General features: G+C 64.4%; 1 protein-coding gene. It reads right to left on the bottom strand.

What is annotated here, in order from left to right; translation table 11 throughout:
• A partial coding sequence (locus tag EOB49_RS36805; RefSeq protein WP_164781987.1) for a hypothetical protein occupies positions 1–343 on the bottom strand: 343 nt, incomplete at both ends.

Below are 343 nucleotides of genomic sequence, written 5' to 3'. Positions count from 1 at the left end.
TATAGTGGCAGTCCTGATCGATCTGCCGCACGCCGTAGGTGCCCTGCACAGTCACCGGGCTGCCGCCGACAGCCGATGACGTGGCCCCGGCGATGTTGGTTACATGCGGGCTGTCCGGATCGCCGAGCGTCAGCGTTCCCGTAACAGTCTCGGCCGTGCTGGACGGGTTCGTGCCCGTCACCGTCCCATGGTCGATGTCGTCACCTGTCGTGCTGGTGTCCAGCGCTGCCTCGTCGACCGTCAGCGTTACCGCAACCGGCTGCGGCGTGCCGCTCGACACGGTGATTGTCAGTGTCGAGGGCGAGGTTTCACCGTCGCCGTCAGTGATGGTGTAGTTGAAGAT

Source organism: Mesorhizobium sp. M7A.F.Ca.MR.148.00.0.0 (assembly GCF_003997735.1).
Classification (GTDB): domain Bacteria; phylum Pseudomonadota; class Alphaproteobacteria; order Rhizobiales; family Rhizobiaceae; genus Mesorhizobium.
This window is presented reverse-complemented; position numbering and strand designations above follow the sequence as displayed.